Origin of the sequence: Catenulispora pinistramenti (genome assembly GCF_018274385.1) — a bacterium.
Taxonomy (GTDB): domain Bacteria; phylum Actinomycetota; class Actinomycetes; order Streptomycetales; family Catenulisporaceae; genus Catenulispora; species Catenulispora pinistramenti.
Map to the genome: position 1 here is coordinate 1 of NZ_JAAFYZ010000394.1, position 4,403 is coordinate 4,403.

Consider the following 4,403-nt stretch of genomic DNA (forward strand, 5'->3'; position numbering starts at 1 on the left):
CTACACGAGACACCCGCCATACCGCCCCGCAATACCGTCCCGCGCCCAGACTTCGCTTCTGCTCGGCGGCCCGGTCCCGCATCAACCCGATAGCTCCCCTCCAGCCGAGGGCCGGCGCCCTCCCCGGTGCCGGCCTGCCCTGCGATCGCCCGCTCCGTCCACTCACCCCCGGGCCACGAACCGCCGCCGCCCGATCACCACCGCCACCGTCAGCGGGATCGTCACCACCCCGCACACTCCGAACAGCAGCCCGAACTCTCCCCGGGACGCGGCGCCGCTTCCGAACATCGCTCCGAGTGCGCTGCCCACGAACAGTGCCGCCACGTAGAACGACACCGCGGTGCCTCGCGCGTGCGGTACCACCGAGGTTGCCCAGGTTTGCAGCGTCGAGTGCAGGAAGGCCCAGCCCGCTCCCAGCAGCGTCGCCACCAGCGCGTAGGTCGCCGTGCCCGGCGCCACGACCGCGCAGCCGTAGCCCACCACGACCAGTGCTCCGCCGATCGCGGCCAGGCCGTGTGCCGGTATGCGCCGCGTCAGGGCCTTCACCACGCGCGTGAATGCCAGCGTGCCCGCGCCGTACAGTGCCGTCAGTGCTCCGGCCGTGGCTGAGGACAGCCCCCGGTGCTCCAGTGCCGGTGCCACGAAGGTCAGGCCGCCCAGCAGGACTGCGCCTTCGACGATCCCCAGCGCCGTCACCACGTACGCGTACGGCGCGTGCAGCACCGCCCCGATCTGCTCGCGCAGACCGCCGACCTTCGCCCGCTCCGGCTCCTCGACCCCGCGCAGCAGCACCACGGTTGTCAGGGCCACCAATGCCGGCACCGCGAAGACCCAGCGCCAGCTCACCCAATGCGCCACGATTCCCGCGAACAACGCGGCCAGGCCACTGCCCAGCCCCAGTGCGGCCATCAAGTCCGCGAGCGCGTTGTGGCGACGCTCCGGCGCCACCGCGTCGCCGACGAAACTCAGCGATGAAGGGACCGCCGCGCCGAAGGCGAAGCCGGCGACGAAGCGGCAGGCACTCAGCAGCGCCAGTCCCGGCATTACCGCCGAGGCTAGACCGGCGATCGCCGCGATGGTCAGGGCCAACCGCACCACCCGTAACCGGCCGATCCGGTCGGACAAGATCCCCCAGACCGGCTGCGACAATCCGTAAGCGAGCGCATATCCGCTCGCCAATGTGACGACCGCGGTCAGCGGCTTATGCATGGCGGCGGCAATGGTCACCAGAATCGGCGCCACCGCGAACCGATCGAAGTTCGCTGTGAACGCCGCCACGGTGAGTGGCAGCGGCACCCGCATATCGGACTTGGTATCGATACGGCCGGTCTCAGTACCGGCGACAAGAGTAGTAGTCACCCCACGATGTTCCGGCTGAACCAGCCCCGAAAACCGGCCCTACCGCTGACAGTTCATCCGGTGACCAGAACTAATAGGCTGGCCGGGCCATGAACGACAACGACGCGCAGCGCCGAGCGCTCGGCGCCTTCCTCCGCTCCCGCCGCGAACGCCTCACGCCGGAAGCGGCCGGCCTGGTCCCGGCCCCCGGCATGGCTCCCGGCATGGCCTACGGCACCGGCGCTGGCACCGGCGCCGGCCAGGCCCCGAGCGATAGCGCCGCAGCACCGGCCGCCGCCCCGTCGAAGGCCCGCCGCCGCACCCCGGGCCTGCGCCGCGAAGAAGTCGCCGCCCTCTCCGGCGTCAGCGTCTCCTGGTACTCGTGGCTTGAGCAGGGACGCCCGATCGCCGCGTCGCGCCAGGTCCTCGACGCTCTGGCCGCCACCCTGCGCCTCACCGCCGCCGAGCGCCGTCACCTCTTCGAGCTCGCCGACGAGGCCGACGCCGCCTCGAACAACCAGGCGCCCGCCGACGGCTGTCCGGCGCTCGGCGAGCACCTGCGCGCGACGGTCGCGGCGCTGGCGCCGGTCCCCGCGTGCATCCTCGACCTGCACTGGGACCTGCTCGCCTACAACGACACCGAGGCCGCTCTCTACGGCGGCCTGGACGACCTCCCGCCGAGTCGCCGCAACATGATCTGGCTCTACTTCGGCTGGCCCGGGATGCGCACGATTCTCAAGGACTACGAGGCCGAGGCCTGGTCCGTCCTGGCCCAGTTCCGCGCCTCGGCCGACCGGCATCTCGCCGACCCGCGCTTCGCCGAGATCATCGCCGACGTCTCCACCGCCGATCCCGATTTCGCCGCCCGCTGGAGCCGCCACGACATCGCCGCCTTCACCCCGGCTCTCAAGCGCTTCACGCACCCGGAGTACGGCCCGCTCACCTTCCGTCAGACCAAGCTCATCGCGGCTGAGAACCCCGACCTGCACCTGCTCGCGCGCCACCCCGCGGACCCGTCCACCAAATGCGCGTTGGACGCGATCGCCACGCTGCGAGAAAAGCAGCAAGATACGTAGCGGAATACGTAGCAGGAATCGCGTCCAACGCGCTTAGGAAAACCCTAGGCGGCGTAACCAGAAAGCAGAATGAGAATCAGACCTCTGCGGCCTGCTTCTGTCGCCGATAGTGATCCCGCCAAATCAACCGATAGACCGGAATCACCCGAGGTACCGAGCGCAACCCGGGAATGAACGGCAGCAGTACCAACACCGCCCCGACCACGCCCATCGTCCCCCACACCAGCGCATCGCCGTTACCAGAGGTCTTATACGGCGAGATCTGGTACCAGAACGTGTAAGGCGCCAGCCAAGGCTGCCCGGGGAAGTTGTTGACCTCGTTCATCATCCCCCACTGCGTCCCGGCCAGATGCTGCGTCTGCGCCTCGGCGGCCAGGTCGCTGCCGTCGGCCAGGAACATCAGCGGCAGCGTGTAATCCGAGTGGTAGAAACCGTTCTCGGACATCAGCTGCCCCTCCAGCGAACCGGCCTGCGCCTGGTTCAGCAGCTGCGCCAGCATCAGCGGGACCGGGCCGTAGCCCCCGGCGGCCACCTTGGTCGGGTCCCCGCCGGCCTTGCCCAGCGCGGTGGAGTACGAGCCGGTCCACGTCCCCTGCTGCTCGTCGCTCGCCGCCTTCCACGTGCTGATCGCGGCGGTCACCTCAGGGTTCTGCGGAACAGAATCCAGCGGCTTCATCACGAACGCGTCGACCGTGTCGATCGGGTGCGTGACGCCCGCCATCCGCGCGATGTGCAGCGGTCCGAGCTGCTGCCCCGCGGCGGCGGAGTTGTACGGCGGCCCGTACCCGGCGGTCGTGCTGCTGCCGTCGAGTTCGGCCAGCGCGGTGGTCGTGAAGTCGCCCGGGTCGTTGTTCGCCCAGGCCGCGATCGTCATCGGCTTCACGTCCGGGGAGGAGAACGCCGCGGCCAGCACGACGGTCAGCACGACCACCGCGACCAGCGCGATCACGAACTCCTTCACCAGGTCGTACGGCCGGGACCCGAAGGTGTACGGATCCGGCTCGGCGTGCGGGCGGCGGCGGCTCATGCCTCCACCTCCTCGGCCGAGTCCGGCAGCCCCGAGTCCGGCAGCCCCGACGCCGGCAGTCCCGACGACGACGCAGCGTCCCGCAACGCCAACGGCGGCACCACGCCCCGCCGCCGCACCAGCAGGATGTGCAGCGCCACGACCACCGCCACCACCAGCGGCAGCAGCGCGACGTGCCAGATCAGCATCTGGCCGAAGTCCATGGTGTTGAAGTACGCGCCGACCCCGATCGAGTTCAGCCCGTCCTTGGCCTGCGTGGCGATCCACTGCGAGTCGAAGTTCTGCTGGATCAGGTACCCGGTCAGCGCGGTGAACGCCGAGGCGCCCAGCGCGATCACGCCGGTGATCCAGGTCAGCGCCCGCTTCCCGCGCCAGGCCGCCATGAAGAACTTGGCGATCAGGTGCACGGACATGAACGTCATGAACAGCTCCACCGACCACAGGTGCAGGCTGTTGACGAAGTGCCCGGTGCCCGACACGTGCCACCACGTCGCCCCCTTCACGGCGAGCACGGTGCCGGTGCCGACGACCGTCAGGAACGCCGTCAGGCTCAGCACCCCGAAGACGTAGATCCACGACGCGACATACGAGGGCTGGGTGTCAGGGAGCAACTGCTCCGGAGGCATCGCTTCGAAGATGCGACGCCGCAGCGCGCCGGTCCATCCACCGGCGGGCTCCGGATCCGGCATCGGCTCCGGATGCGTGGTCTCCTCGATCAGGTCGGTCATCGCCCGTCCCGTCCCTTCGGCTTCGGGAACGGCACGAACAGCGCGGCCAGGAACGCCACGCCGATGAGCACGATCATCACGATGTTGGCGGCGGAGATCTGGACGATTCCCCAGTGCAGGTAGTGCCCGTGGCCGTTGAGGTTCACGGGTGGTGCGAACGCGGGGTGGGGGGTGGCTGGTGCGGCGGCGAGTGCGGTGGTCACAGGTGTCCTCATCGAGTGCGAGCCGCCCGAT

Annotated in this window: 5 protein-coding genes; 1 reads left to right on the forward strand and 4 read right to left on the reverse strand. The window is 69.6% G+C overall.

What is annotated here, in order from left to right; genetic code table 11:
- Positions 1-162: 162 nt before the first annotated feature.
- Complete coding sequence (locus KGQ19_RS47525) at positions 163-1,359, reverse strand: MFS transporter (protein WP_212022083.1); 1,197 nt, start codon at positions 1,357-1,359, stop codon at positions 163-165.
- Positions 1,360-1,448: 89 nt separating this feature from the next.
- Here KGQ19_RS47525 and KGQ19_RS47530 point away from each other — a divergent pair, with 89 nt between their 5' ends.
- Entirely contained in the window at positions 1,449-2,414 is a 966-nt protein-coding gene (locus KGQ19_RS47530) for a helix-turn-helix transcriptional regulator (protein ID WP_212022085.1), read from the forward strand.
- 76 nt (positions 2,415-2,490) lie between these two features.
- On the opposite strand, the gene KGQ19_RS47535 is transcribed toward KGQ19_RS47530, so the two are convergent.
- From KGQ19_RS47535 to KGQ19_RS47545, 3 genes are all read right to left on the reverse strand, one after another.
- Complete coding sequence (locus KGQ19_RS47535; RefSeq protein WP_212022087.1) at positions 2,491-3,441, reverse strand: hypothetical protein; 951 nt, start codon at positions 3,439-3,441, stop codon at positions 2,491-2,493.
- Entirely contained in the window at positions 3,438-4,169 is a 732-nt protein-coding gene (locus tag KGQ19_RS47540; protein WP_212022089.1) for a cytochrome b N-terminal domain-containing protein, read from the reverse strand. Before KGQ19_RS47540 ends, KGQ19_RS47535 begins: the two co-directional genes overlap by 4 nt.
- Positions 4,166-4,403: hypothetical protein (locus KGQ19_RS47545; protein ID WP_212022092.1), on the reverse strand; the 238-nt coding region annotated here is incomplete at its 5' end. The genes KGQ19_RS47545 and KGQ19_RS47540, both read right to left, overlap by 4 nt.

Bases quoted from the DNA above. Each gene is read 5' to 3' on its own strand.
- KGQ19_RS47530 (WP_212022085.1), top strand. From the start codon at position 1,449: ATGAACGACAACGACGCGCAGCGCCGAGCGCTCGGCGCCTTCCTCCGC.
- KGQ19_RS47535 (WP_212022087.1), bottom strand. From the start codon at position 3,441: ATGAGCCGCCGCCGCCCGCACGCCGAGCCGGATCCGTACACCTTCGGG.
- KGQ19_RS47540 (WP_212022089.1), bottom strand. From the start codon at position 4,169: ATGACCGACCTGATCGAGGAGACCACGCATCCGGAGCCGATGCCGGAT.